Source organism: Streptomyces sp. CO7 (assembly GCF_053474865.1).
Genome location: NZ_JBRIOU010000002.1, coordinates 656,238 through 658,395 on the forward strand (window position 1 = coordinate 656,238; position 2,158 = coordinate 658,395).

The 2,158-nt window shown below is 75.8% G+C and carries 2 protein-coding genes and 1 pseudogene; 1 reads left to right on the forward strand and 2 read right to left on the reverse strand.

Translation table 11 applies throughout. The features are described from left to right. Positions 1 to 16: 16 nt before the first annotated feature. Positions 17 to 679, reverse strand: a complete 663-nt coding sequence (locus ACOV8S_RS04955; RefSeq protein WP_448316297.1) for a hypothetical protein — start codon at positions 677 to 679, stop codon at positions 17 to 19. Between the two features lie 853 nt (positions 680 to 1,532). Then, positions 1,533 to 1,760, reverse strand: a complete 228-nt coding sequence (locus tag ACOV8S_RS04960) for a hypothetical protein (protein WP_108952518.1) — start codon at positions 1,758 to 1,760, stop codon at positions 1,533 to 1,535. Between the two features lie 157 nt (positions 1,761 to 1,917). Between ACOV8S_RS04960 and ACOV8S_RS04965 the strand changes: the two are divergent. Continuing rightward, a pseudogene (locus ACOV8S_RS04965) lies at positions 1,918 to 2,158 on the forward strand (hypothetical protein); the annotation flags it as partial.

Consider the following 2,158-nt stretch of genomic DNA (forward strand, 5'->3'; position numbering starts at 1 on the left):
GGGACGGGCCGGGCGGTCAGCCTTCGGCCAGTGTGTCCGCCGCGTCGTTGACCGCCTGCGGCATGCCGGTGCGGTCCAGCAGGAAGAGCGGCGTGGACAGTTGCTCGGCGAGGTCGAGGGCCGCCGGGTCGTAGCCGGCGAGCGAGAAGTGGACCCCCTGCGCCGACTCGCTCATCGCGGTCAGCCACAGGCACTCCACCTCACGGGTGGAGGCCGTCCGCGGGCCCGGGTCCACGTGCGCTATCAGCCCGCGCGCGGCGAGGGCGACACCTGAGGGCGGCCGCTGGTCGGCCCGGCGCACGTCCGGGTGACCCAGCCACCGCAGGTACAGCGCCGCCGCGGTGACCGCGTCCAGGGGCGTGCGGATGGTCACCGGCTGGAAGGCCGGCCGCGCCGCCGAAGGGCCGCCGGCGTCCCCGGGGACCAGCAGCGGGAGCCGCAGCACGGCCCCGCAGGGACACCCCAGTTCCGGCCACGGCCACTGACTGCGCAGGGAGCAGCGGGGGCAGGGCACGGTCACCCAGCTCTCGTGCCAGACCCGCCGGGTCAGCTGGGTCGGTTCGCCCGAGACGTCCAGCGCGGGGGCCACCGGAGTGCCGCAGGCGCAGGGGAACGTCGGTACCCGGTAGACGTGCTCCCGCCGGCAGGCCGGGCAACGCACCGGAACCTTTTCGGACATGGCCACTCCAGGACGTGATGCGGTCGGACTCCCATGGTGCGCCCGGCGCGGGCCCCCTGTCCGTCCCTTGACGGCCTTTCGGCGATGTTTCGCCGATTGCCGGGCAGGGCGGTCGGTTTCCGTTCGGCGGAGGAGGGCGTGCGCTCGCGCACCCGTGCCGTGCGCCGCCGCTGCCCGGTGGTCACAGGCCGCCGCAGCCGCAGCCGCAGCCGCAGCCGGAGCCCGAGCCCGAGCCGCACGCGTGGTGCCCGCCCGAGGCGTGGCTCCCACCCCAGCCCCCGGCGCCGTGCCCGTCGCGTCCGTCCGGGCCGCGTTCCTCGCCGTCGCGGTCGTGGAGCTCGCGGTACGTCCGGGTGGTGAGGGGCCCGGGGTGTCCGGCAGGCGGCGTCCGCACGCAAGTCCGGACCCGGGCGCGTTCCGTCAGCTCCGGCAAGGTGCGTGGCCGGTACGGCGCGGCGTGCACCGCCGTCTCCAACGGGTGCGCGGCCCGGCCGGACAGCGGGCCGGAGTTCCTCCGGAACCCCGGTTCCGCCGCCTCGACCAGGCCGCGTCCGTGCTGCGCCACGACCGCGACCGTCACGACCGCGCGGTCGCCCCCGCGCAGCACGGCGATGCGGTACGCGTCGAGCGGACGTCCCCCGTCGCCCTCGCCGCGTTCCCCCGTGGCGTATCCCCCGTTTCTCCGACTCCCCCGTGGCCGGAGCGAGGTCCGCCGCCCCCGTGCCGGCGGACCTCGTGGACACAACAATGCGGCCCGGGCACGGGTTCGTTGAAGAGGTGAAGGCGTTCTCAGAGGTTGATTTGAGGTTGCGCCGCAGCCGCCGGAGAGCGTCAACGGGCCTACGGGCGAGGGTTATTCGAGGTCGTGGTGCTCCTCCAGGCCGGGCCACTGCCCGGGGCCTCCGCCCTGCCAGTCGATCCGGTCACCGGTCTCGACGTCCCCCACGTCGAGGTCGGAGAGCCGGAGGATCTCGCGGACGTCGTCCAGGTGCGAGGCGACGCCGAGGGCCTCGTCGTCGGCGGTCACCCGCCGGGACCCGTCGAGCCCCGGCGGGTGCACCACGATGTGCGGTCGGTTCATGTCCCCAGGCTGCTGCGGAGCGACGGTCCGCGCACCTCGGAGGGTGCGCGGCCCCGCCCGACGGCCTACCCCGTGCCGCCGGTCGGACGCGCGTGCCCTAACCTGCCGCACTGGATCTTCGGCCGCGAACGGGAGTCGGCCAGGGAGGGGGAGGGCCGTGTCCGAGCACCTGTCCGACGAGGAACTGGCCCGGTTCCTGCGGGAGAGCGCCGAGGGGACCGCGGCGAACGCGCCGAAGGAACCCTCGGCACGCGCCCGGATGGTCACCGCGCGGCTCCGGGAGCAGGAGGCGCGGGGCGAACTGCCGCAGGGCTGGCGCACCCCCGCGGACCTGGGCGGGTACCGGCGGCGCGCCGCCCGCCACCGTCGCGTCAAGGCCGCCCTGGCCGGTGTGGTGG